The 23365-nt window shown below is 62.3% G+C and carries 20 protein-coding genes; 18 read left to right on the forward strand and 2 right to left on the reverse strand.

The annotated features are described in order from the left end of the window. Positions 1 to 61 precede the first annotated feature (61 nt). Positions 62 to 496 carry a YkgJ family cysteine cluster protein gene (locus WBR57_RS23920; RefSeq protein WP_003187815.1) on the reverse strand — a complete coding sequence of 145 codons (435 nt, stop codon included), beginning with the start codon at positions 494 to 496 and terminating at the stop codon, positions 62 to 64. 238 nt (positions 497 to 734) lie between these two features. Here WBR57_RS23920 and WBR57_RS23925 point away from each other — a divergent pair, with 238 nt between their 5' ends. The 4 genes from WBR57_RS23925 to WBR57_RS23940 all read left to right on the forward strand — a co-directional run bounded on the left by WBR57_RS23925 (position 735) and on the right by WBR57_RS23940 (position 5548). Then, the gene (locus tag WBR57_RS23925; protein ID WP_424087247.1) at positions 735 to 3185 is read left to right on the forward strand and encodes a glycogen/starch/alpha-glucan phosphorylase; all 2451 of its coding nucleotides are present in this window, start codon (positions 735 to 737) and stop codon (positions 3183 to 3185) included. 321 nt (positions 3186 to 3506) lie between these two features. Then, a complete protein-coding gene (locus WBR57_RS23930; RefSeq protein WP_003237460.1) occupies positions 3507 to 4517 on the forward strand; it encodes a class 1 fructose-bisphosphatase in 1011 nt (336 codons plus the stop codon). A gap of 176 nt (positions 4518 to 4693) precedes the next feature. After that, complete coding sequence (locus WBR57_RS23935) at positions 4694 to 4948, forward strand: hypothetical protein (protein ID WP_424087250.1); 255 nt, start codon at positions 4694 to 4696, stop codon at positions 4946 to 4948. Positions 4949 to 4978: 30 nt separating this feature from the next. After that, positions 4979 to 5548 (forward strand): lipocalin family protein, encoded by a 570-nt coding sequence (locus WBR57_RS23940; protein WP_424087252.1) that lies wholly within the window; start codon positions 4979 to 4981, stop codon positions 5546 to 5548. Positions 5549 to 5620: 72 nt separating this feature from the next. Here the strand turns inward: WBR57_RS23940 and WBR57_RS23945 are convergent, their stop codons facing one another. Further along, a complete protein-coding gene (locus WBR57_RS23945; RefSeq protein WP_424087254.1) occupies positions 5621 to 6985 on the reverse strand; it encodes a formimidoylglutamate deiminase in 1365 nt (454 codons plus the stop codon). Positions 6986 to 7132: 147 nt separating this feature from the next. Here WBR57_RS23945 and hutC point away from each other — a divergent pair, with 147 nt between their 5' ends. The 14 genes from hutC to WBR57_RS24015 all read left to right on the forward strand — a co-directional run. Beyond that, positions 7133 to 7843 (forward strand): histidine utilization repressor, encoded by a 711-nt coding sequence (gene hutC / locus WBR57_RS23950; protein ID WP_232109295.1) that lies wholly within the window; start codon positions 7133 to 7135, stop codon positions 7841 to 7843. Then, positions 7840 to 8400 (forward strand): HutD family protein, encoded by a 561-nt coding sequence (locus WBR57_RS23955; RefSeq protein WP_424087256.1) that lies wholly within the window; start codon positions 7840 to 7842, stop codon positions 8398 to 8400. Before hutC ends, WBR57_RS23955 begins: the two co-directional genes overlap by 4 nt. Positions 8401 to 8725: 325 nt before the next feature. Continuing rightward, a complete protein-coding gene (gene hutU / locus WBR57_RS23960; protein ID WP_424087258.1) occupies positions 8726 to 10429 on the forward strand; it encodes a urocanate hydratase in 1704 nt (567 codons plus the stop codon). A 52-nt stretch (positions 10430 to 10481) separates the two neighbouring features. Continuing rightward, positions 10482 to 11927, forward strand: a complete 1446-nt coding sequence (locus WBR57_RS23965; protein WP_424087260.1) for a purine-cytosine permease family protein — start codon at positions 10482 to 10484, stop codon at positions 11925 to 11927. Positions 11928 to 11996: 69 nt separating this feature from the next. Beyond that, positions 11997 to 12962, forward strand: coding sequence for an ABC transporter substrate-binding protein (locus WBR57_RS23970; protein ID WP_424087262.1), 966 nt, complete (start codon positions 11997 to 11999; stop codon positions 12960 to 12962). A 72-nt stretch (positions 12963 to 13034) separates the two neighbouring features. After that, the gene (locus tag WBR57_RS23975) at positions 13035 to 13886 is read left to right on the forward strand and encodes an ABC transporter permease (RefSeq protein ID WP_012721776.1); all 852 of its coding nucleotides are present in this window, start codon (positions 13035 to 13037) and stop codon (positions 13884 to 13886) included. Next, positions 13883 to 14707 (forward strand): quaternary amine ABC transporter ATP-binding protein, encoded by an 825-nt coding sequence (locus tag WBR57_RS23980; RefSeq protein ID WP_424087265.1) that lies wholly within the window; start codon positions 13883 to 13885, stop codon positions 14705 to 14707. The genes WBR57_RS23975 and WBR57_RS23980 overlap by 4 nt, the downstream gene beginning before the upstream one ends. 121 nt (positions 14708 to 14828) lie before the next feature. Beyond that, positions 14829 to 16352 (forward strand): histidine ammonia-lyase, encoded by a 1524-nt coding sequence (hutH, locus tag WBR57_RS23985; protein WP_424087267.1) that lies wholly within the window; start codon positions 14829 to 14831, stop codon positions 16350 to 16352. A gap of 44 nt (positions 16353 to 16396) precedes the next feature. Further along, on the forward strand, positions 16397 to 17935 hold the full coding sequence (gene hutH, locus WBR57_RS23990; protein ID WP_424087268.1) for a histidine ammonia-lyase: 1539 nt from the start codon (positions 16397 to 16399) through the stop codon (positions 17933 to 17935). Positions 17936 to 18096: 161 nt separating this feature from the next. Next, positions 18097 to 19506: an amino acid permease gene (locus WBR57_RS23995; RefSeq protein WP_424087269.1), complete on the forward strand. Its 1410-nt coding sequence runs from the start codon at positions 18097 to 18099 to the stop codon at positions 19504 to 19506. 15 nt (positions 19507 to 19521) lie between these two features. Beyond that, positions 19522 to 20727, forward strand: coding sequence for an imidazolonepropionase (gene hutI, locus WBR57_RS24000; protein ID WP_424087271.1), 1206 nt, complete (start codon positions 19522 to 19524; stop codon positions 20725 to 20727). Between the two features lie 11 nt (positions 20728 to 20738). Further along, positions 20739 to 21539, forward strand: a complete 801-nt coding sequence (hutG, locus tag WBR57_RS24005) for an N-formylglutamate deformylase (RefSeq protein ID WP_424087273.1) — start codon at positions 20739 to 20741, stop codon at positions 21537 to 21539. Positions 21540 to 21781: 242 nt separating this feature from the next. Then, positions 21782 to 22729: a choline ABC transporter substrate-binding protein gene (locus WBR57_RS24010; protein ID WP_424087275.1), complete on the forward strand. Its 948-nt coding sequence runs from the start codon at positions 21782 to 21784 to the stop codon at positions 22727 to 22729. 137 nt (positions 22730 to 22866) lie between these two features. Beyond that, positions 22867 to 23365 (forward strand): alpha/beta hydrolase fold domain-containing protein (locus WBR57_RS24015; protein WP_424087277.1); only part of this gene is annotated, 499 nt, incomplete at its 3' end.

Consider the following 23365-nt stretch of genomic DNA (forward strand, 5'->3'; position numbering starts at 1 on the left):
GATCAAAGGTGGGAGGGGGCTTGCCCCCGATTGGGCCCTCAAGGGCCGCACAAAAATCGGATCAGAACTTATCGAGGGTCTTGAAGTTGGTCTCGCGCACCACTTCTTTCGGCTTGTACGCGCAATACCCAGGCCGCGGGCCGATCTTCGGGTGATTGCGACAGGTATCCGGGCGCTTGTCATAAATAGTGCAGAAGCGCGTCTTACGATCCAGGTACAGGCAGTCGTTGTTGCTCATGCGCTGCAAGGTAAAAATTTCGGATTTGTTGTTGTAGCGCTCGACAATGCCTTCCTTCTGCAAACGCTTGGCGATGTTCTTCGGCGGGTCGCCGCGCTCGAACTCATCGACGATGCCAATGCGGATCAGGTCCTTGATCTTCACTTCGACCGGCAGCGTGCAGCAGCTGGACACGCAGCCGCCGCACATGTGGGCGGAATATTTCTGCCAGGTCTCGAGACGGTCGAGTTCCGCGGCGGCGATCAGTTGAGGCTTCATCAAGGTTCCAGGGTGAGGCGGTATCAGGGCGCGCGATCATACCGGGATTGGTGGTTTTTTGAACAACATTTTGCAGGTTTCAGCTCAAAGGCCTGGCAAGTGGCTGATCGGGCACGACCCCTGCATCTAATTCATGCAAAGGTGAATGAGTTAAAAAACTGCCGAACCAGAGCGTCTACCGTCTGTCAGACCGTCTAGGCTCTAGCAACTCCTTCTATCTCGCCCGAGGTCGCAATTGATGTCTCAGGAACCACTTGCACGAGAAGCAGAGGTAGCCGCATTCCGCGATGCCGTCTTGACCAAACTCACCTACGCGGTGGGCAAGGACCCGGATCACGCCTTCGACCATGACTGGTTCGAAGCCATTGCCCTGGCCGCGCGCGACCAGATGGTCGACCACTGGATGGACCATACGCGGCGGATCTACCGCAAAGGCCAGAAACGGGTTTACTACCTTTCCCTGGAGTTCCTGATCGGCCGCTTGCTCTACGACAGCCTGAGCAACCTCGGGGTGCTGGAGATTGCCCGCGAAGCGCTGAGCGAGCTGGGCGTCGACCTCGAGCGCATCCGCCTGCTGGAGCCCGACGCGGCGCTCGGAAACGGTGGCCTGGGCCGCCTGGCGGCGTGCTTTATGGAAAGCATGTCGACCTTGGGCATTGCCGGCCACGGTTACGGCATCCGCTATGAGCACGGTTTGTTCCGCCAGGCGATTGTCGATGGCTGGCAGCAAGAGCAGACCGAACGCTGGCTGGATTTCGGCAACCCGTGGGAATTCGAGCGCGCCGAAGTCATTTACCCGATCGGCTTTGGCGGCAGCGTCGAAACCTTGCCGGACGCTTCCGGCAAGCTGATCCAAGTGTGGTCGCCCAACGAAACCGTACGCGCCGTTGCCTACGACACCCCCGTGGTCGGCTGGCGCGGCGCTAGTGTGAACACCCTGCGCCTGTGGCGTGCCCGTGCGGTCGAAGACCTGCACCTGGAGCGCTTCAACGCCGGTGACCACTTGGGCGCCGTCGCCGAAGTGGCCCGCGCCGAGAGCATCTCACGCGTACTCTACCCGGCCGACAGCACCGAAGCAGGGCAAGAGCTGCGCCTGCGCCAGGAATACTTCTTCGTGTCTGCTTCCCTGCAGGATTTGCTGCGTCGCCACAAGAACATGCACGGCTCGGTACTCAGCCTGGGCGAGCACGCCGCCATCCAGCTCAACGACACCCACCCGTCCATCGCCGTGGCCGAGTTGATGCGCCAATTGGTTGACCTGCATGACATCCCGTGGGAAGCCGCGTGGGACGTCACCGTCGAAACCTTGTCGTACACCAACCACACCCTGCTGCCCGAAGCCCTGGAAACCTGGCCGGTGGGCCTGATGGAACGCATGCTGCCGCGGCACATGCAGATCATCTACCTGATCAACGCCCAGCACATCGACTCGCTGCGCGCCAAGGGTGTTCACGATTTCGACGTACTGCGTGCCGTGTCGCTGATCGAAGAGGACAACGGCCGCCGTGTGCGCATGGGTAACCTGGCTTTCCTCGGTTCGCACAGCGTCAACGGCGTGTCGGGCTTGCACACGCAGCTGATGCGTAACACGGTGTTCAGCGAACTGCACAAGCTTTACCCGGAACGCATCAACAACAAAACCAACGGCATCACCTTCCGCCGCTGGCTGTACCAGGCCAACCCCAAGCTCACCTCGATGCTGGTGGAAGCGCTGGGCCCGGACATTCTCGACAAGCCCGAAGAGCGTCTGGTGGAGCTTGAACCGTTTGCCGAAAAACAGACCTTTCGCAAGGCGTTTGCCGAGCAGCGGCTACACAGCAAGCGCGCATTGGCCGACATCATTCACGAGCGGTTAGGGGTTGCGATCAACCCTGCGGCGATGTTCGACGTGCAGGTCAAGCGCATCCACGAGTACAAGCGCCAGCTGCTGAACCTGCTGCATACCGTGGCGCTGTACCAGGCGATCCGTGCCGAGCCGGGCACCGACTGGGTGCCGCGCGTGAAAATCTTCGCGGGCAAGGCGGCGGCCAGTTATCACCAGGCCAAGCTGATCATCAAGCTCACCAACGACATTGCCCGCACGGTGAACAACGACCCGACCGTGCGTGGTTTGCTCAAGGTGGTGTTCCTGCCCAACTACAACGTCAGCCTGGCCGAAAGCATCATTCCAGCGGCGGACTTGTCGGAGCAGATCTCCACCGCCGGCTTCGAGGCGTCGGGCACCAGTAACATGAAGTTCGGCCTCAACGGCGCGCTGACCATCGGCACCATGGACGGCGCCAACGTGGAAATGCACGAGCGCGTCGGCGCCGATCACATGTTTATCTTCGGCCTCAGCGCGCAACAGGTGGAAGCCCGCAAGCACGCCGGTGAATTTAATGCCGGGCCGGATATTGCGGCGTCGCATCGTCTGAACGATGTGCTGCAGGCGATTCGCGGCGGGGTGTTCTCGCCGGATGACCCGGGCCGTTATGTAGGGCTGATCGACGGGCTGATCGATTACGACCGGTTCCTGGTGTGTGCCGACTTCGACTCCTACTGGGACGCCCAGGCGCGGGTCGAAGCGCATTGGCATGACTCCAAGGCGTGGTGGCGTTCGGCGGTGCTCAACACCGCGCGGATGGGCTGGTTCAGTTCGGACCGGACGATCCGTGAGTACGCGACGGAGATTTGGAAAGCGCTGGACTAAACAGCGCTGATCCAAAAATGTGCGAGCTCCCCGGCCACACCAGTGACCTTGGCCGGGGAAACAGCGCTCAAATCGCCTGCCGTCGCCGCAGTGCCGGAAACCGGCGCCGACTGGAAATGATTTGGCCTGTTGGCCGTGCTCCAGCCGGGCGTGGCAGCGCTGGCAGCCTGGGCCTACCGTTTGCTGCGCAAGCCGCCGGTGGCACGTTAAATAAAGTCCATGAACTCTATTGGGTTTAAATCCTCTGATAGGAGGAAATACGCCCCGACTCGCGTTAAACTGCGCGGGTTTTTAGCCCCCCCCCATTCATCGGAGCCTTCCATGTCCCGCGTTACCTTGAGTCGCTATTTGATTGAGCAGACCCGCAGCAACAACACGCCTGCCGATCTGCGCTTCCTTATCGAAGTGGTGGCGCGTGCTTGCAAGGAAATCAGCCACGCCGTCTCCAAAGGCGCACTGGGTGGTGTCCTGGGCAGCATGGGCACTGAGAACGTGCAGGGCGAAGTGCAGAAGAAACTCGACGTGATCTCCAACGAGATCCTGCTCGAAGCCAACGAATGGGGTGGTCACCTGGCCGGCATGGCGTCCGAAGAAATGGACAATGCCTACCAGATCCCGGGCAAATACCCGAAGGGCGCTTACCTGCTGGTGTTTGACCCACTGGACGGTTCGTCCAACATCGACATCAACGCACCGGTCGGCACCATCTTCTCGGTACTGCGTTGCCCGAACGAATACCTGAGCCAGAACGAAGCCCTGAACGAAAAGGCCTTCCTGCAGCCAGGCACCGAGCAGGTTGCCGCCGGTTACGCGATCTACGGCCCGCAGACCATGCTGGTGCTGACCCTGGGCGATGGCGTCAAAGGCTTCACCCTGGACCGCGAAATGGGCAGCTTCGTGCTCACCCACGAAGACATCACCATTCCTGCGTCCACCCAGGAATTTGCAATCAACATGTCCAACCAGCGCCACTGGGAAGAGCCGGTCACGCGCTACGTCGGCGAGTTGATGGCAGGCGAGGAAGGCCCGTTGAAGAAAAACTTCAACATGCGCTGGGTGGCTGCGATGGTTGCCGACGTGCACCGCATCCTGACCCGTGGCGGTTTGTTCATGTACCCACGTGACAGCCGCGAGCCGTCCAAGCCGGGCAAGCTGCGTTTGATGTACGAAGCCAACCCGATGTCGTTCCTGGTTGAGCAAGCGGGCGGCGCATCCACCGATGGCCACCAGCGTATCCTCGATATCCAGCCCGAAGGCCTGCACCAGCGTGTGGCCGTATTCCTGGGTTCCAAGGAAGAAGTCGAGCGTGTAACGGCCTACCACAAGAAGTAACCCTCGGCGATAAGTTATCCGCTGTGTTGTGAGCCGCTTCACCCTTAAAGAAGCCCCGAAACGTTTCAGCGTTTTCGGGGCTTTTTTGTTTTCGTTCGTCGGGAACCAGACACCTCTTTTCCCTTCTAAGCTTCTGGCAGATACCCAAGCTGCTTGGCCCCTCCAGGAGTTTTTCCATGTCGTTACGCCGTCTCGCCCTGCTGGCTTTTTGCGTGCTGTTGGCCGCATGCAGCAAGGTCACTCAAGAAAACTACGCAAAGCTGTCGGCTGGCATGGCCAAGGCTGAGGTGGAGCAGCTTCTGGGTCAGCCGACCGATTGTTCCGGCGCACTGGGCATGTCCAGCTGCACCTGGGGCGATAAAAACAGCTTTATCAGCGTTCAATATGCCGGTGACAAAGTTCTGATGTTTTCCGGGCAAGGCCTGAAGTAAACCGGGGCGAAAGCCTGCGGGAGAAGAAGAATGATGCGTTTTGTTTTGTGCCTTTGTGCCAGCCTGTTTTTGGCAGGCTGCGCCAGCCATTCTGGCGATGATCTGCAACCCAAGACAGCCAGCAACGTCAACCTCAAGCGTTACCAGGGCACCTGGTATGAGTTGGCTCGATTGCCCATGTACTTCCAGCGCAACTGCGCGCAGTCCGAAGCCCGCTACACCCTGCTGCCCGATGGCGACATGTCGGTGTTCAACCGCTGCCTGACGACCGAGTGGAAGTGGGAAGAAGCCAAGGGCACGGCCACGCCGCAAGTGCCGGGCAAGACCGACAAGCTCTGGGTGGAATTCAACAACTGGTTTACCGCATTGCTGCCAGGCGTCGCCAAGGGCGATTACTGGGTGCTGTATGTCAGCGATGACTACAAGACCGCCCTCGTAGGCAGCCCGAGCCGGCGCTACATGTGGATTTTGTCGCGTACGCCGACGGTGAATGCCGACACCCGCGAAGACCTGCTGAGCAGGGCGCGCCAGCAAGGGTACGACACCACGCGTTTGATCTGGCGTACGTCGGACAAGCAGATGGCGAAGACCTCGCAGTAATCCTGGATCACCGCCGATCAAAATGTGGGGGGGGGGGGCTTGCCCCCTCCCACAGGTGTTATGTGTCGCCTGTTAGCCCAGCAAATCCTTCAAGACCTGCGTGAATGCCCGGCTGCTTTCTTCCTCGCCGGCATGATGCCCGTCACGCACCACCCACTTGCCGTTGACCAGTACATCGCGCACTTGCCGGTCACCGCCGGCGAACAGCCAGCGATTGAGAATGGCGTCTTCGTTCGCCGTCGCCAAGTAGGGATCGTTGCCGTCCAGCACCAACCAATCCGCGCGTTTACCCACTTCCAATTGACCAATCGGCTGGCCCAACGCCTGGGCGCCGCCATCCAACGCCGCATCGAACAGCGTGCGGCCGACCATTGGCTGATCGTTGCGATACAAGCGGTTACGCCGTTGATCGCGCAGGCGCTGGCCGTATTCCAGCCAACGCAATTCTTCCACCACGCTCAACGACACATGGCTGTCGGAGCCGATGCCCATGCGCCCGCCTTGGGCCAGAAAATCCACCGCCGGGAAAATCCCGTCGCCCAGGTTGGCTTCGGTGGTCAGGCACAGCCCGGCAATCGCGCGGCTCTTGGCCATACGTGTCACTTCATCCGCGTCGGCGTGGGTGGCGTGCACCAGGCACCAGCGCTCGTCTACCTCAACATTGTCATACAGCCATTGCAGGGGGCGCTTGCCGCTCCAGGCCAGGCAGTCGTCGACTTCTTTTTGCTGTTCGGCGATGTGGATGTGTACCGGGCACGCCTTGTCGCTGGCTGCCAGCACTTCAGTGATTTGTTGCGGCGTAACGGCGCGCAGGGAGTGAAAGCACAAGCCCAGTTGCTGCGCGGGTTGAGCGGCCAGGATCGGTTTCAGGCGCGCCTGCAGGTCCAGGTAATGCTCAGTGCTGTTGATAAACCGCCGCTGGCCCTCATTCGGCGCCTGGCCCCCAAAGCCTGCGTGAGTGTAGAGCACCGGCACCAGGGTCAGGCCGATGCCGCTGCTGGCGGCCGCCTGGCTGATCTGCCGCGACAGCTCCGTACGGTCGGCATACGGCTGGCCGCTGACGTCATGGTGCACATAGTGAAATTCGGCGACCGAGGTGTAACCGGCCTTGAGCATTTCGATATACAGCTGGCGCGCGATGACCTGCAATTGGTCCGGGTTGATCTGGCCGACCATGCGGTACATCAGGTCGCGCCAGGTCCAGAAACTGTCATTCGGGTTGCCGGCCACTTCCGCCAGACCCGCCATGGCGCGCTGAAATGCATGGGAGTGCAGGTTGGGCATACCCGCCAACACCGGGCCTCTCAGCCGCTCGGCGGCGTCTGCACTGGCGTTGGGCTCAACGTGGGTCAGCAGGCCATCGGCGCTGACTTCAAAGCGTACATCGTTGGCCCATCCATTAGGCAGCAGCGCGCGTTCGGCAAAGAAAGCGGACATGATCAAGGCACCCCGGTCGTGTGTTTATTTGTATATACATATACAGACGTTTGCCTGCTCGGTAAACTCCGGCAATCTATGCATCTTTTCTCCCTGCAAGGATTCCCTGTGCCGACTCCGCCTGCCAAGTCTTCGCTGGCTGCCCACATGGACGAAAGTCCGGCGCCCTTGTATGCCCGCGTCAAACAGATGATCAGCCAGCAGATTCTCAACGGCAACTGGCCGCCGCATTACCGCGTGCCGTCCGAGAGCGAGCTGGTGAGCCAGCTGGGTTTCAGCCGCATGACCATCAACCGCGCCCTGCGCGAGCTCACCGCCGAAGGTCTGCTGGTGCGCATGCAGGGCGTCGGTACGTTTGTCGCCGAGCCGAAAAGCCAGTCGGCGCTGTTTGAAGTGCACAACATTGCCGATGAGATCGCCTCCCGCGGTCATCGGCATACCTGCCAGGTCATCCACTTGTGCGAAGAGGCCGCAGGCTCCGAGCGTGCCGTCGCCCTGGAAATGCGCGAAGGCGGCCGGGTGTTCCACTCGCTGATCGTGCACTTCGAAAACGACATTCCCGTGCAAATCGAAGACCGTTTCGTCAACGCGCTGGTGGCGCCGGACTACTTGCAGCAGGATTTCACCCAGCAAACGCCGTATGCCTACCTGAACCAGGTCGCGCCGCTGACCGAAGGTGAGCATGTGGTCGAAGCGATCCTCGCCGATGCCCAAGAGTGCAAGCTGCTGCAGATCGAGCCGAGCGAGCCGTGCCTGTTGATTCGCCGACGCACCTGGTCGGGTCGCCAGCCGGTGACTGCCGCGCGTTTGATCCACCCCGGTTCCCGTCATAGCCTGGAAGGACGTTTCAGTAAATGAGTGAAGTGAAAGTCTGGCGCGCCGCCGATTACGTGCGCATGCCGTGGAAAAACGGCGGCGGCAGCACCGAAGAAATTACGCGTGACGCGGGTACTGGCCTGGATGGTTTTGGCTGGCGCCTGTCGATTGCCGATATTGCCGAGTCGGGCGGGTTTTCCACCTTTGCCGGCTACCAGCGCGTGATCACGGTGATCAAGGGCGCGGGCATGGTCCTGACCGTGGATGGCGAGGAGCAGCGCGGGCTGTTACCGCTGCAGCCGTTTGCGTTCAAGGGTGACAGCCAGGTGTCGTGCCGTTTGATCACCGGGCCGATTCGCGACTTCAACCTGATCTACTCGCCCGAGCGTTACCACGCGCGGTTGCAGTGGATGGATGGTGTGCAGCGGTTTTTCACCACGGCGCAGACGGTGCTGGTGTTCAGCGTGGCGGATGAAGTGAAGGTGCTGGACCATGTACTGGGCCATCACGACTGCCTGCAAGTGGACGGTAACACCGACCTGCTGGACCTCTCGGTTACCGGCCGCTGCTGCATTATCGAACTGACCCAGCGCGGTTAAAAAATGTGGGAGGCGGCAAGCCCCTTCCCACATTTGTTTCCCGCTGTTGTTGCGATCTGTTTCCAACCCCCGCACCAAATTGTTACCGAATGCCCCAGCGTGGCGCAAAGCCGGGCTGTCGTGACAAACCTCCCTCGCTTCAAAACACCCCCCCCACAGAAATTTCATCAGGCCTCCAAGCCTCAATTTCCAAGGCCTGCGCACACCTCCAGAAAAATTCTCAACACGCCCTCCATAAAGTTGGCCGCCCGATTGCATATGCTTGTACATACAAGTAAAGATGTGTGCGTAAGACTCTCCTTCGCACCATCAATGTTCGCGCATCATGCCGAGGAGTCCAGCAGTGACCGATTTTTCGAAAGCTAAGCCTACCAAGTACCGTGACGTTGAAATCCGTGCCGCTCGCGGTAACACGCTCACCGCCAAAAGCTGGTTGACTGAAGCGCCCTTGCGCATGCTGATGAACAACCTCGACCCGCAAGTGGCCGAAAACCCCAAAGAGCTGGTGGTGTACGGCGGCATTGGCCGTGCGGCGCGCAACTGGGAGTGCTACGACCAGATCGTCGAGAGCCTCACCCACCTGAATGACGACGAAACCCTGCTGGTGCAATCGGGCAAACCGGTCGGCGTGTTCAAGACCCACAGCAACGCACCGCGCGTGCTGATCGCCAACTCCAACCTGGTGCCGCACTGGGCCAGCTGGGAACACTTCAACGAACTGGATGCCAAGGGCCTGGCCATGTACGGCCAGATGACCGCCGGCAGCTGGATCTACATCGGCAGCCAGGGCATCGTCCAGGGCACTTACGAAACCTTCGTCGAAGCCGGTCGCCAACACTACGATTCAAATCTCAAAGGCCGCTGGGTCCTCACCGCCGGTCTCGGCGGCATGGGCGGCGCGCAGCCGCTGGCCGCCACCCTGGCCGGCGCGTGCTCGCTGAACATCGAGTGCCAACAGGTCAGCATCGATTTCCGTTTGAGCAGCCGCTATGTCGACGAGCAAGCCACCGACCTCGACGACGCCCTGGCGCGCATCGCCAAGTACACCCAGGAAGGCAAGGCCATCTCCATCGCCCTGCTGGGTAACGCGGCGGAAATCCTGCCGGAACTGGTCAAGCGCGGCGTACGCCCGGACATGGTCACCGACCAGACCAGCGCCCACGACCCGCTCAACGGCTACCTGCCGGCCGGCTGGACCTGGGACGAATACCGCGCCCGCGCCAAGACCGAACCGGCTGCCGTGATCAAGGCCGCCAAGCAGTCGATGGCCGTGCACGTCAAAGCCATGCTCGCGTTCCAGAAACAAGGCATCCCGACCTTCGACTACGGCAACAACATCCGCCAGATGGCCCAAGAAGAAGGCGTGGAAGACGCGTTCGCTTTCCCAGGCTTCGTACCGGCCTACATCCGCCCGCTGTTCTGCCGTGGCATCGGCCCTTTCCGCTGGGCTGCGCTGTCCGGCGACCCACAGGACATCTACAAGACCGACGCCAAAGTCAAAGCGCTGATCCCCGACGACGCTCACCTGCACAACTGGCTGGACATGGCCCGCGAGCGCATCAGCTTCCAGGGCCTGCCGGCGCGTATCTGCTGGGTCGGCCTGGGCCAGCGCGCCAAGCTCGGCCTGGCGTTCAACGAAATGGTACGCAGCGGCGAGCTGTCGGCACCGGTGGTGATCGGCCGTGACCACCTCGATTCCGGCTCGGTCGCCAGCCCCAACCGCGAAACCGAAGCCATGCAGGATGGTTCTGACGCCGTGTCCGACTGGCCACTGCTCAACGCCCTGCTCAACACCGCGAGCGGCGCGACCTGGGTTTCGCTGCACCACGGCGGCGGGGTGGGCATGGGCTTCTCCCAGCACTCCGGCATGGTCATCGTCTGCGACGGCACCGACGAAGCGGCCGAGCGGATTGCCCGCGTGCTGCACAACGACCCGGCCACCGGGGTGATGCGCCATGCGGACGCCGGTTACCAGATCGCGATCGACTGCGCCAAAGAGCAGGGCCTCAATCTGCCGATGATCAAATAACCAATGTGATCTGCTGTGAACCTGAAAACAATCCACCAGAGGTTGAATACACATGGCTGCAAACGACACCACCCCGTTGATCGAAAGGCGTTCGATCGACTACATCCCGGAAGCGGAAAGACACGGTCGTCTGTTTAGCCAGTTCACCCTGTGGATGGGTGCCAACCTGCAAATCACCGCGATTGTCACCGGGGCCTTGGCCGTGGTGCTGGGCGGTGATGTGTTCTGGTCGTTGATCGGTCTGTTTATCGGTCAGCTGATCGGCGGCGGCGTCATGGCGTTGCACGCGGCGCAAGGGCCCAAGCTGGGCCTGCCGCAGATGATCTCCAGCCGGGTGCAGTTCGGCGTGTATGGCGCGGCGATTCCGATCGTACTGGTGTGTTTGATGTACCTGGGTTTCACCGCGACCGGCACCGTGCTGTCCGGGCAGGCGCTGGGCCAGTTGTTTGGGGTCAGCGACAGCGTCGGGATTTTGATCTTCGCCAGCGTCATTGTGCTGGTCACGGTGTTGGGTTACCGCGTGATCCACTTCATCGGCCGCGTCGCCAGCGTCATCGGGGTGATTGCCTTTGTGTACCTGTTCAGCCGCCTGATAGGCCAGACCGACGTCGGTGCGCTGCTGCAAATCCGCCACTTCAGCTGGAGCAGTTTCCTGCTGGCGGTGTCGCTCGCGGCCTCCTGGCAGATCGCCTTCGGCCCTTACGTGGCGGACTATTCACGCTACCTGCCGAGCGCGACGTCATCGGTGAAAACCTTTTTCGCGGCGGGCGCGGGTTCGGTGGTGGGTGCGCAGGTGGCGATGGTCCTCGGCGTGTTTGCCGCGGCCATGTCCAACGGGCAATTCGCCGGGCATGAAGTGGCCTACATCGTGGGCTTGAGCGGCACAGGTGCCACCGCTACGCTGCTGTACTTCAGCATCGCGTTCGGCAAGGTCACCATCTCCACGCTCAACTCCTACGGCAGCTTCATGTGCATCGCGACCATCATCAGCGGCTTCCGTGGTCGCCTGGAGGTCACGCGTGTGCAGCGTCTGATGTTCGTGCTGGCGATCGTCGGCACGGCGACCCTGATCGCGTTGCTCGGCCAGCACTCGTTCCTCGGTGCATTCAAGTCGTTCATCCTGTTCCTGCTGGCGTTTTTCACGCCCTGGAGCGCGATCAACCTGATCGACTACTACTGCATCACCCGCGAGCGCTATGACGTGCCGGCGCTGGCCGACCCGAACGGCCGCTACGGGCGCTGGAACCTGCTGGGTATCAGCGTGTACGTGTTTGGCGTGCTGGTGCAGTTGCCGTTCATCTCCACCAAGTTCTACACCGGCCCCCTGGTGGCTGCGCTGGGTGATGTGGATATTTCCTGGATTATCGGCCTGGTGCTGCCCGCCGCGCTGTACTACGTGTGCGCAAAAAAATGGCACGGCACGGTGCCCGATCACCTGATCCTGCCGGTAGAGCAGGGCGCTACACCAACAACAAACGGGCTGGCTGCACAAGCCTGATGGGACGTGGACAGGGCAGGATGCCTACTGACTGCCGTAATCCATTTCAAGATTGGGAGCGTCACAACAATGAAAATGCATAAGACCCTGCTGGCCACTTTGCTCTCTGCAGGTTTGCTGGCCTCAGCCGGCGCTCAGGCGGCTGGTTGGTGCGAATCCGGCAAACCGGTGAAATTCGCCGGCCTGAACTGGGAAAGCGGCATGTTGCTGACCGACATCCTGCAAACCGTGCTGGAAAAAGGCTACGACTGCAAAACCGACAGCCTGCCGGGCAACTCCATCACCATGGAAAACGCCCTGAGCAGCAACGACATTCAAGTGTTCGCCGAAGAATGGGTCGGCCGCAGCGAGGTCTGGAACAAGGCCGAGAAGGCCGGCAAGGTCGTCGGCGTCGGTGCCCCGGTGGTCGGTGCTGTCGAAGGCTGGTACGTGCCGCGCTACGTGATCGAAGGCGACGCCAAGCGCAAGCTCGAGCCCAAGGCGCCGGACCTGAAAAACATCGCCGACCTGGCCAAGTACGCCTCGGTGTTCAAGGACCAGGAAGAACCGTCCAAGGGCCGTTTCTACAACTGCCCGGCCGGCTGGACCTGTGAGCTGGACAACAGCGAGATGCTCAAGAGCTACGGCCTGGAAAGCACCTACACCAACTTCCGCCCAGGCACCGGCCCGGCGTTGGATGCGGCGGTGCTGTCGAGCTACAAGCGTGGCGAGCCGATCCTGTTCTACTACTGGTCGCCGACGCCGCTGATGGGCCAGGTCGATCTGGTCAAGCTCGAAGAAAAGCCTGGCGTGGATAAAAGCGTGAGCATCAAGGTCGGTCTGTCCAAGACCTTCCACGAGCAAGCGCCTGAACTCGTCGCGGTGCTGGAAAAGGTCAACCTGCCGATCGACCTGCTGAACCAGAATCTGGGTCGCATGGCCAAGGAGCGAATTGAATCGCCAAAACTGGCGAAAATTTTCCTCAAGGAACATCCTGAAGTCTGGCACGCCTGGGTGAGCGACGACGCCGCCAAGAAAATCGACGCGGCCTTGTAGGTCAAGCGTGTGCGGCTACCCTGAGGGGCGGGCCGCACACCCGGCCACAACCCACTGGATCGAGAGCACGCTATGTTTCCTGAGAGTTTTACGTTTTCCATCGCCGACTGGGTCAACGGTTGGGTGGACTCACTGGTCACCAACTACGGTGATGTGTTCCGGCACATCTCCGACACCCTGCTGTGGGCCATCGTCAACCTGGAAGGGTTGCTGCGTGCGGCGCCCTGGTGGCTGATGCTGGCGATTGTCGGCGCTGTTGCCTGGCACGCCACCCGCAAGGTGGTGACCACGGCGGTGATCGTCGGGCTGCTGTTCCTGGTGGGCGCGGTTGGCCTGTGGGACAAGCTGATGCAGACCCTGGCACTGATGATGGTCGCCACGGTGATCTCGGTGCTGATCGGCATTCCGCTGGGCATCCTCTCGGCGCGCAGCAATCGCCTGCGCTCGGTGCTGATGCCGCTGCTCGACATCATGCAGACCATGCCGAGTTTCGTGTACCTGATCCCGGTGTTGATGCTGTTCGGCCTGGGCAAGGTCCCGGCGATTTTCGCCACGGTGATCTACGCCGCGCCGCCGCTGATCCGCCTGACCGACCTGGGCATTCGCCAGGTTGACGGCGAAGTCATGGAAGCGATCAACGCCTTTGGTGCCAACCGCTGGCAGCAACTGTTCGGCGTGCAATTGCCGCTGGCGTTGCCGAGCATCATGGCCGGGATCAACCAGACCACCATGATGGCGCTGTCGATGGTGGTGATCGCCTCGATGATCGGCGCCCGTGGCTTGGGTGAAGACGTGCTCGTCGGCATCCAGACCCTCAACGTTGGCCGTGGCCTCGAAGCCGGGCTGGCGATTGTGATTCTCGCAGTGGTCATCGACCGCATTACCCAGGCCTATGGTCGTCCACGGCATGAGGCGAGCAAATGACTACTGTCAGCAAAATCGAAGTTAAAAACGTCTTCAAGATCTTCGGCAACCGCTCCAAGGAAGCCTTGGCGATGGTTAGCCAGGGCAAGACCAAGGACCAGGTACTGGCCGAGACCGGCTGCGTGGTTGGCGTGAACGACCTGTCCCTGAGCATCGGCACCGGCGAGATCTTCGTGATCATGGGCCTGTCGGGTTCCGGCAAATCCACCCTGGTGCGCCACTTCAACCGCCTGATCGACCCCACCAGCGGCGCGATCCTGGTGGACGGCGAAGACATCCTCAAACTCGACATGGAAGCCCTGCGCCAATTCCGTCGGCACAAGATCAGCATGGTGTTCCAGAGCTTCGGCCTGTTGCCCCACAAGAGCGTGCTCGACAACGTCGCCTACGGCCTGAAAGTGCGTGGCGAAACCAAGCAGGTCTGCGCCGAACGCGCGCTGCACTGGATCGAAACCGTGGGCCTCAAGGGCTACGAAAACAAATACCCGCACCAGCTTTCCGGCGGCATGCGCCAGCGCGTCGGCCTGGCGCGTGCCTTGGCGGCCGACACCGACATCATCCTGATGGACGAAGCGTTCAGCGCCCTCGACCCGCTGATCCGCGCCGAGATGCAGGACCAGTTGCTCGAGCTGCAAAAGACCCTGCACAAAACCATCGTGTTCATCACCCACGACCTCGACGAGGCCGTGCGCATCGGCAACCGCATTGCGATCCTCAAGGACGGCAAGCTGATCCAGGTCGGCACGCCGCGCGAGATCCTGCATTCGCCGGCGGATGAGTATGTGGACCGGTTTGTTCAGCGTCGCGCTGCGGTGGTTTGACGGGCGCCATCGGGGGCAAGCCCCCTCCCACCTTCGAAAGTGTTAACCGTTCAAAGTGGGGGAGGGGGCTTGCCCCCGATAGGGCCGACAAGGCTGCACAAAAATTACAGAAGGTATGAAGATGCCCCAGGCAACAAAAATCACCATCGCCGACACGCCATTGCGCTGGCAGGACGTGGTCGCCGTCGCCCGTCACGGCGCCGTGCTCGAACTCTCGGGCCAGGCCTGGGCGCGCATCGACAATGCCCAGGCCATCGTGCAGCGCATCGTCACCAGCGGCGAACGCGCCTATGGCGTGAACACCGGCCTGGGCGCGCTGTGCAATGTGTCGCTCAAGGGCGAGCAACTCAGCCAGCTGTCGCGCAACACGCTGCTCAGCCACGCCTGTGGTGTCGGCCCGGTGCTCAGCGACGAGCAGACCCGCGCGATCATCTGCGCCGCAATCATCAACTACAGCCACGGCAAATCCGGCCTGCACCCGCAGGTGGTGCATTCGCTGCTGGCGCTGCTCAACCACGGCATTACCCCGCAGGTGCCGTCCCAGGGGTCGGTGGGTTATCTGACCCACATGGCCCACGTCGGCGTGGCCCTGCTGGGTGTCGGCAGCGTGAGCTACCGTGGCCAGATCGTGCCCGCACAACAGGCCCTGAGCGCAGAAGGTTTACAGCCGGTGGTACTCGGCGCCAAGGACGGCCTGTGCCTGGTCAACGGCACGCCGTGCATGACCGGCCTGAGCTGCCTGGCCCTGGCCGATGCGCACCATTTGCTGCAGTGGGCCGACGTGATCGGCGCCATGAGTTTCGAGGCCCAGCGTGGCCAGATCGACGCCTTCGACGAAGCGATCATCGCCCTCAAGCCGCACCCCGGCATGCAGCACGTGGGTACCAACCTGCGCGCCTTGCTCGATGGCAGTGAAGTGATCGCCAGCAGCAAAGGCATCCGCACCCAGGATGCGCTGAGCATCCGCTCGATCCCGCAGATCCACGGCGCGGCGCGCGACCAGGTGGAACATGCGACGCGCCAGATCGAGACCGAACTCAACAGCGCTACCGACAACCCGCTGGTACTCGGCAGCCCGGACAACTACCGCGTGGTGTCCCAGGCCAACCCGCACGGGCAGTCCGTGGCGCTGGCGGCCGATATGCTCGCCATCGCCATGGCCGAAATCGGCTCGGTGGCCGAGCGCCGCCTCGACCGCCTGATCAACCCGCACGTCAGCGGCTTGCCCGCGTTCCTGGTGAGCAACCCCGGGGTCAACTCGGGGATGATGATCGTGCAGTACGTCGCCGCCTCGCTGTGTGGGCAAAACCGCCAATTGGCGCAACCGGCGGTGCTCGACAATTTCGTCACCTCGGGCCTGCAGGAAGACCACCTGAGCATGGGCACCAATGCCGCGCTCAAGCTGCACCAGCTGTTGGCCAACGTCACCCAGATTCTCGCCATCGAGTACCTGCTGGCGGCCCAGGCCTTCGAGTTTCTCAAGGACCAGCGCTTCGGCGCAGGCACCGACAGCGCCTGGCGCCTGTTGCGTGAAGTGGTCCCGGCCTATGAGCAGGACCGCTGGCTGGCGCCGGACATCGCGAGCGCCGCCGCACTGCTCAAGGACACCGCCTTGCTGCACCAGATATTACCCAATTTGCACTGAGCACTTATTCAACAGAAGTATTCAAAAGAACAATTCAAAGGAGCATGAATGTGACTGCGCTAAATCTGATTCCAGGCCAACTGAGCCTTGCCCAACTGCGGGCCATCTACCAGCAGCCGGTAACCCTCAGTCTGGATGACGGTGCCTCGGCCCAGATCGAAGCCAGTGTGGCCTGTGTGGAGCAGATTCTCGCCGAGAACCGCACCGCCTACGGCATCAACACCGGTTTCGGCCTGCTGGCCTCGACCCGCATCGCCAGCGAAGACCTGGAAAACCTCCAGCGTTCCCTGGTGCTGTCCCACGCCGCCGGCGTCGGTGAGCCGATCAGCGATGCGCTGGTGCGGCTGGTCATGGTGCTCAAGGTCAACAGCCTGAGCCGTGGGTTCTCCGGGATCCGCCGCCAGGTGATCGACGCGCTGATCGCGCTGATCAATGCCGAGGTCTACCCGCACATTCCGCTCAAAGGCTCGGTCGGTGCTTCCGGCGACTTGGCGCCCTTGGCGCATATGTCGCTGGTGCTGCTCGGCGAAGGCAAGGCGCGCTACAAGGGCGAATGGCTGGAAGCCACCGAAGCGCTGAAAGTCGCCGGCCTGACGCCGCTGACCCTCGCCGCCAAAGAAGGCCTGGCGCTGCTCAATGGCACCCAGGTGTCCACCGCGTATGCCCTGCGCGGCCTGTTCGAGGGCGAAGATTTGTTCGCCGGCGCCCTGGCCTGCGGCGCGCTGACGGTGGAAGCCGTACTGGGCTCGCGCTCGCCGTTCGACGCACGTATTCATGCGGCGCGCGGCCAGCGTGGGCAGATCGATGCGGCGGCGGCCTACCGTGACCTGCTGGGCGAAAGCAGCCAGGTCTCGCAGTCGCACCAGAACTGCGACAAGGTCCAGGACCCATACTCCCTGCGCTGCCAGCCTCAAGTCATGGGCGCCTGCCTGACCCAGTTCCGCCAGGCGGCTGAAGTGCTGGTGGTGGAAGCCAACGCCGTGTCGGATAACCCGCTGGTGTTTGCAGCCGAAGGCGACGTGATCTCCGGTGGCAACTTCCACGCCGAACCGGTGGCCATGGCTGCCGATAACATGGCGCTGGCCATCGCTGAAATCGGCTCCCTGAGTGAGCGCCGCATCTCGTTGATGATGGACAAGCACATGTCGCAATTGCCGCCGTTCCTGGTGGGCAATGGCGGGGTAAACTCCGGTTTCATGATCGCCCAGGTGACGGCGGCTGCGCTCGCCAGCGAGAACAAGGCGCTGGCGCATCCGCACAGCGTCGACAGCCTGCCGACCTCGGCCAACCAGGAAGACCATGTGTCGATGGCCCCGGCTGCCGGCAAGCGCCTGTGGGAAATGGCCGAGAACACCCGTGGCGTTCTGGCCGTCGAATGGCTGGCGGCGTGCCAGGGCCTGGACCTGCGTGAAGGCCTCAAGACCTCGCCGAAGCTGGAACAAGCCCGTGGCATCCTGCGCGATAAAGTGGCGTTCTACGACAAGGACCGCTTCTTCGCCCCGGACATCAACGCCGCCAGCGAGCTGCTCGCCAGCCGCTGCCTTAATGAGCTGGTGCCGGCCAAGTTGCTGCCGAGTCTTTAAGCGCGACACCGGCCCCTTGTGGGAGCTGGCTTGCCTGCGATAGCTATCTGTCAGTTGAAACATGTGTGACTGATACACCGCCATCGCAGGCAAGCCAGCTCCCACATTTGATCTTCTGCAGATTCAGATTTTCTCAGGATAAAAATAATTAAGGACGAGAAATGCACCAGCAAGACAAGGGTTTGAAACGCGGGCTCAGCGCCCGACATATTCGCTTCATGGCACTCGGTTCCGCGATCGGCACCGGGCTGTTCTACGGCTCCGCCTCGGCCATCCAGATGGCCGGCCCCGCCGTGCTGCTGGCCTACCTGATCGGCGGCGCCGCGGTGTTCATGGTAATGCGCGCCCTCGGTGAAATGGCTGTGCACAACCCGGTGGCCGGCTCGTTTGGCCAGTACGCCAGCACCTACCTGGGCCCCATGGCCGGGTTTATCCTCGGCTGGACCTACGCGTTTGAAATGATCATCGTCTGCCTGGCGGACGTCACCGCCTTCGGCATCTACATGGGCTTCTGGTTTCCCGACGTCGCCCGTTGGGTCTGGGTGCTCGGCATCGTGTTTTTGATCGGCGGCCTGAACCTGTGCAACGTCAAAGTGTTTGGCGAGATGGAGTTCTGGCTGTCGCTGCTCAAGGTCGGCGCCATTGTCGCAATGATCCTTGGCGGCTTCGGCATCATGTTGTTTGGCATTCACTCGGCCGGCGAGACCCAGGCCAGCGGTATCAGCAACCTGTGGGCCCACGGCGGCTTCATGCCCAACGGCATCGGCGGTTTGGTCGCCTCGTTCGCGGTGGTGATGTTCGCGTTTGGCGGCATCGAAATCATCGGCATCACCGCCGGTGAAGCCAAGGACCCGCAGCGGGTGATCCCCAAGGCGATCAACGCGGTGCCGCTGCGCATCCTGTTGTTCTACGTGCTGACCCTGTTTGTGCTGATGGCCATCTACCCGTGGCCGCAGATCGGCAGCCAGGGCAGCCCGTTTGTGCAAATCTTCAGCAACCTGGGCATCGGCTCGGCGGCGACCGTCCTCAATATCGTGGTGATCTCGGCGGCGGTCTCGGCGATCAACAGCGACATCTTTGGCGCGGGTCGCATGATGTATGGCCTGGCCCAGCAAGGGCAGGCGCCCAAGGGGTTTGCGCAGCTGTCCAAGCAGGGCGTGCCGTGGATGACCGTGGTGGTGATGGGCGCGGCGCTGCTCGGCGGCGTGGTGCTCAATTACCTGATCCCGGAAAACGTGTTCCTGCTGATCGCCTCGATTGCCACCTTTGCCACCGTGTGGGTGTGGCTGATGATCCTGTTTACCCAGGTCGCCATGCGCCGCTCGATGACCAAGGATCAGGTCGCCGCGCTGAAATTTCCCGTGCCGTTCTGGCCGTATGCGCCGGCGGCGGCCATCGTCTTCATGCTGTTCGTGTTTGGCGTGCTCGGTTACTTCCCGGACACCCAGGCGGCCTTGCTGGTCGGCGCCGTGTGGATCGTGCTGCTGGTCGTCGCCTACCTGCTGTGGGTCAAGCCCGCTGCCGGGCAAGCGGCCAAGGTCCACCACGACGCGGCTTTGTCTCATCGATAACTTAGGGAGGCGTTGATGAAAACGCTTTGGCAGCACTGCCACGTCGCAACCATGGCCCAGGGCAAATACTCGATCATCGAGGATGCCGCCATGGTCACCGCGGGTTCGCTCATCGAGTGGATCGGCCCCCGCAGCCAGGTGCCGACGGCGGATTACGCCCAGGTGCATGACCTGCAAGGCGCGTGGGTAACCCCCGGGCTGATCGACTGCCACACCCACACGGTGTTTGGTGGCAATCGCAGCGGCGAATTCGAGCAGCGCCTCGAAGGCGTGAGCTACGCCGAAATCGCCGCCCAGGGTGGCGGTATTGCCAGCACCGTGCGCGCCACCCGCGCCGCCACGGAAGATGAATTGTTCGACAGCGCCCACAAGCGCCTGCGCAGCCTGCTGCGTGACGGCGTGACCACGGTGGAGATCAAATCCGGCTACGGCCTGGACCTGGCCAGCGAGCGCAAATTGCTGCGCGTGATCCGTCGCCTTGGCGAAGCGCTGCCGGTGAGCGTGCGCGCTACCTGCCTGGCGGCCCACGCGTTGCCGCCGGAGTACAAGGACCGCGCCGACGCTTACATCGATCACATCTGCAACGAGATGCTACCGGCCCTGGCGGCGGAAGGGCTGGTGGATGCGGTGGATGCGTTTTGCGAGTACCTGGCGTTCTCCACCGAACAGGTGGAGCGTGTGTTTAAAGTCGCCCAGCAACTCGGCCTGCCGGTGAAGTTGCACGCCGAACAGCTTTCCTCCTTGCATGGCTCCAGCCTCGCCGCGCGTTACCACGCGTTGTCGGCTGACCATCTGGAATTCATGACCGAAGAAGATGCGATCGCCATGGCCGCCTCCGGCACGGTCGCGGTGTTACTGCCGGGCGCGTTCTACTTCCTGCGCGAAACCCAGTTGCCACCGATGGACGCCCTGCGCAAACACGGCGTGAAGATCGCCATCGCCAGCGACCTCAACCCCGGCACCTCGCCGGCGTTGTCGGTGCGCCTGATGCTGAACATGGCCTGCACCCTGTTCCGCATGACCCCGGAAGAAGCCCTGGCCGGCGCCACGCAACACGCGGCCACTGCGCTGGGCATGGGCGACACCCATGGCTCGCTGGAAGTGGGCAAGGTCGCGGATTTTGTCGCCTGGCAGATTGATCGCCCCGCCGACCTGGCCTACTGGCTGGGTGGCGAGCTGGATAAACGCGTCGTGCGCCATGGCGTCGACGTCACCGTCTGAGGAGTGTTGTTGTGGATAAGGTTCTGAACTTCAAACAAGGCCGCACGCCGCTGCTGATCAGCATGCCCCACGCCGGTCTGCGCCTGACGCCTGCGGTCGAGGCCGGGTTGATTCCCGAGGCCCAAAGCCTGCCGGACACCGACTGGCACATCCCCGCGCTGTATGACTTTGCCGAGGAACTGGGCGCCAGCACCCTGTCGGCCGAGTATTCGCGGTTTGTCATCGACCTGAACCGGCCATCGGACGACAAGCCGCTGTACGCCGGCGCCACCACCGGCCTGTACCCGGCGACCCTGTTCGACGGCGTGCCGTTGTTCCGCGAAGGCCTGGAGCCCAGCGCGACCGAACGCGCCAGTTACCTGCAAAAGATCTGGGGCCCGTACCACCGTACCCTGCAAGAAGAACTGGCGCGGCTCAAGGCCGAGTTCGGCTACGCGCTGTTGTTCGATGCGCACTCGATCCGCTCGGTGATCCCGCACCTGTTCGACGGCAAGCTGCCGGACTTCAACCTCGGCACCTTCAACGGCGCGGCCTGTGACCCCGAGTTGGCCAGCCAGCTTGAGGCCATCTGCGCCGCCCACCCGCAGTACACCCATGTGCTCAACGGGCGCTTCAAGGGCGGGCACATCACCCGCCATTACGGCGACCCGGCGCAGGACATTCACGCCGTGCAGCTTGAGCTGTGCCAGAGCGCCTACATGGAAGAGTTCGAGCCGTTCCGCTATCGCGCGGACTTGGCCGAGCCGACCCGGGTGGTGTTGAAGCAGTTGCTGGAAGGGTTGTTGGCCTGGGGGCAGCAGCACTACCGGTAATTTTCGCTGCCGCTGCAACAGCTTTCGCGAGCAAGCCCGCTCCCACACTTGACCGAGTTCCAACATGAGAATGCGGTCGAAATGTGGGAGGGGGCTTGCCCCCGATGAGGCCCTCACAGTCGCCCCAGTGCAACTGCCGGTCGCCACAGGTCGTGTTAACGGAGATCCCGCTGGGTAAGGTTGTGGATAGGGCGCGCCAGACGCCACTCCCCACAATAAAGCTGCCGAGTGAGACCCCTTTCATGAAAAGACTGTTCAACCGTTCCCTGTTGACCCTCACCGGCGCCGCGCTGCTCAGCGCGCACGTCATGGCTGCCGAGCCGGCCTCCTGCAAAACCGTGCGCATGGGCGTGGTCAGCTGGACCGACGTGGTCGCCACCTCGGGCATGGCCGACGTGCTGCTCAACGGCCTCGGCTACGACAGCAAGCAGACCAGCGCGGTGCAGCAGATCATCTTTGCCGGTATCCGCGACATGCGTCTGGACATCTTCCTCGGCTACTGGAAACCGGCGATGGACAACAACATCGCGCCGTTCCTGGCGGCCAAGCAGGTCAAGGTCTTCGACACGCCCAGCCTCTCCGACGCCCAGGCCACCCTGGCCGTGCCGCAGTACGTGGCCGATGCCGGGTTGAAAACCTTTGCTGACATCGCCCGCTTCAAAGACAAGCTTGGCGGCAAAATCTACGGCATCGAGCCCGGCAGCGGCGCCAACACCGACATCCAGAAGATGATCGACAGCAACCGCTTTGGCCTCGGCGGCTTCAAGCTGGTGGCCTCCGGCGAAGCGGGCATGCTCGCCGCCGTGCAGCGTGCAGTGAACCGCAAGGAGTTCGTGGTGTTTGTCGGTTGGACCCCGCACCCGATGAACATCAACATGAAGATGGCCTACCTCACCGGCAGCGAAGACGTGTTCGGCCCCGACGAAGGCCGCGCGACGGTGTCCACCGTTACTGCGCCGGACTTCGCCGAGCGCTGCCCTAATGCCAATCGCCTGCTCACCAACCTGACGTTCACCGCCGCCCAGGAAAGCCAGCTGATGGTGCCGATCATGGAGCGTCAATCGCCCCAGGACGTGGCCAAGCAATGGCTGCGTGACCACCCCGAGGATTTGCAGCGCTGGCTGGCTGGCGTTACTGCATTTGATGGCGGCGATGGCGTGGCGGCGGTGCAGGCCAGCCTCAAACCCTGAGAGTTGACGCCGACCAAATGTGGGAGGGGGCTTGCCCCCGATGGCGCGGTGTCAGGCGACTTATTAGTACCTGATACACCTCAACCGGCGGCAAGCCCCCTCCCACAGTGGGATCTTCATCGTTAGAGGTAGTGAGTATGTATCCGCTTTCTCCTCAGCTTGCCGCCTTTGTCGCCAAGACCGAATCCTTCACCAGCGACGACTCATCGCTGGCCGGGCTGCGCCGCAACTACGAGCGCATGTGCCAGGCGTTCACCCCGCCGCAGCCTTCAGGGCTGCAGCTGTCGGACTTTTCCCTGGGTGGCGTGGGCGTGCGCAGTTACCTGCCCTCAACCCCGACGCCGGAGGCGGGCTGGCCGTGCCTCCTTTATATGCACGGCGGCGGCTGGGTCGTAGGCGGCCTGGCTTCCCATGACTTCATCTGTTTCGAGCTGGCCACGGCCTTGCAGGTACTGGTGATCGCCATCGACTACCGGCTGGCGCCGGAGCATCCGTTCCCGGCGGCGTTTGATGATTGTCGTGCGGTCTGGCAGGCGATCGGGGCAGGGCAGGCGCCGTACGCCATCAACCTGCAACGTCTGGTGGTCATCGGCGACAGCGCCGGCGGCAACCTGGCGGCGGCGTTGTGCCTGGGCC

Origin of the sequence: Pseudomonas sp., assembly GCF_049590575.1 — a bacterium.
In the GTDB taxonomy this organism is placed as follows: domain Bacteria; phylum Pseudomonadota; class Gammaproteobacteria; order Pseudomonadales; family Pseudomonadaceae; genus Aquipseudomonas.

Coding starts and splice junctions, on each gene's coding strand:
- WBR57_RS23920 (WP_003187815.1), bottom strand. CDS start 496: ATGAAGCCTCAACTGATCGCCGCCGCGGAACTCGACCGTCTCGAGACC.
- WBR57_RS23925 (WP_424087247.1), top strand. CDS start 735: ATGTCTCAGGAACCACTTGCACGAGAAGCAGAGGTAGCCGCATTCCGC.
- WBR57_RS23930 (WP_003237460.1), top strand. CDS start 3,507: ATGTCCCGCGTTACCTTGAGTCGCTATTTGATTGAGCAGACCCGCAGC.
- WBR57_RS23935 (WP_424087250.1), top strand. CDS start 4,694: ATGTCGTTACGCCGTCTCGCCCTGCTGGCTTTTTGCGTGCTGTTGGCC.
- WBR57_RS23940 (WP_424087252.1), top strand. CDS start 4,979: ATGATGCGTTTTGTTTTGTGCCTTTGTGCCAGCCTGTTTTTGGCAGGC.
- WBR57_RS23945 (WP_424087254.1), bottom strand. CDS start 6,985: ATGTCCGCTTTCTTTGCCGAACGCGCGCTGCTGCCTAATGGATGGGCC.
- hutC (WP_232109295.1), top strand. CDS start 7,133: ATGGACGAAAGTCCGGCGCCCTTGTATGCCCGCGTCAAACAGATGATC.
- WBR57_RS23955 (WP_424087256.1), top strand. CDS start 7,840: ATGAGTGAAGTGAAAGTCTGGCGCGCCGCCGATTACGTGCGCATGCCG.
- hutU (WP_424087258.1), top strand. CDS start 8,726: ATGCCGAGGAGTCCAGCAGTGACCGATTTTTCGAAAGCTAAGCCTACC.
- WBR57_RS23965 (WP_424087260.1), top strand. CDS start 10,482: ATGGCTGCAAACGACACCACCCCGTTGATCGAAAGGCGTTCGATCGAC.
- WBR57_RS23970 (WP_424087262.1), top strand. CDS start 11,997: ATGAAAATGCATAAGACCCTGCTGGCCACTTTGCTCTCTGCAGGTTTG.
- WBR57_RS23975 (WP_012721776.1), top strand. CDS start 13,035: ATGTTTCCTGAGAGTTTTACGTTTTCCATCGCCGACTGGGTCAACGGT.
- WBR57_RS23980 (WP_424087265.1), top strand. CDS start 13,883: ATGACTACTGTCAGCAAAATCGAAGTTAAAAACGTCTTCAAGATCTTC.
- hutH (WP_424087267.1), top strand. CDS start 14,829: ATGCCCCAGGCAACAAAAATCACCATCGCCGACACGCCATTGCGCTGG.
- hutH (WP_424087268.1), top strand. CDS start 16,397: ATGAATGTGACTGCGCTAAATCTGATTCCAGGCCAACTGAGCCTTGCC.
- WBR57_RS23995 (WP_424087269.1), top strand. CDS start 18,097: ATGCACCAGCAAGACAAGGGTTTGAAACGCGGGCTCAGCGCCCGACAT.
- hutI (WP_424087271.1), top strand. CDS start 19,522: ATGAAAACGCTTTGGCAGCACTGCCACGTCGCAACCATGGCCCAGGGC.
- WBR57_RS24010 (WP_424087275.1), top strand. CDS start 21,782: ATGAAAAGACTGTTCAACCGTTCCCTGTTGACCCTCACCGGCGCCGCG.